Source organism: Pseudoroseomonas cervicalis ATCC 49957 (genome assembly GCF_000164635.1).
GTDB lineage: Bacteria > Pseudomonadota > Alphaproteobacteria > Acetobacterales > Acetobacteraceae > Pseudoroseomonas > Pseudoroseomonas cervicalis.
Genome location: NZ_GG771155.1, coordinates 1 through 742 on the forward strand (window position 1 = coordinate 1; position 742 = coordinate 742).

Annotated in this window: 1 protein-coding gene; it reads right to left on the reverse strand. The window is 77.1% G+C overall.

Annotated features, from left to right (window positions below):
- Window positions 1-148: 148 nt before the first annotated feature.
- The coding region (locus HMPREF0731_RS22305) for a CheB methylesterase domain-containing protein (protein WP_007006539.1) at window positions 149-742 on the reverse strand (594 nt) is incomplete at its 5' end.

Sequence of the window (742 nt, forward strand, 5' to 3'; positions counted from 1 at the left end):
CGGCAGGTCGGCCAGGCCGTGCCGGCGCAGCACCGGCCCCAGCCGCGTCTCCAGCAGGTAGTCCTGCTCCGGCGCCAGCACCAGGCCGGAGACGCCCTGGATGGCGCGGGCGATGTCGTGGAAGCCGCTCTCGCTCATGGCCCGGGGGTCAGGCGCCGCCGGTCAGCTCGGCGATGCGGGCGGCGAGAAGCGGCAGCGGCAGCACCTCGCGCGCCGCGTTGCGCTCCACCACCGCGCCGGGCATGCCCCAGACGACGCTGGTGGCGGCGTCCTGCGCCAGCACCAGCCCGCCGGCGGCGTCGATCGCCGCCGCGCCGGCGCCGCCATCATGGCCCATGCCGGTCAGCACCGCGACCAGGGCGCGGCCGCCATAGACCTGCGCCAGGCTGCGCAGCATCGGGTCCACGGCGGGGCGGCAGAAATGCTCCTCCGGCCCGTCGGAGAGGGCGATCGTGGGCGGGCTGCCGGCGGAGACCAGCATGTGCCGCCCGCCCGGCGCCAGATAGGCGCGGCCGGGCAGCAGCTTCTCGCCCTCCTGCGCCACCTCGACCGGCACCGGGCCGATGCGCGAGAGGTGCTGCGCCAGCATCGGGATGAAGGCGGTGGGCATGTGCTGGGTCAGCAGCAGCGGCATGCGCGGCGGCTGGCGGAAGGCGCGGAACACGGCGGCCAGCGCCTCCGGCCCGCCGGTGGATGAGCCGATGGCGGCGATGGCCAGCGGCACCGCGCTGCGCGGCGCGCG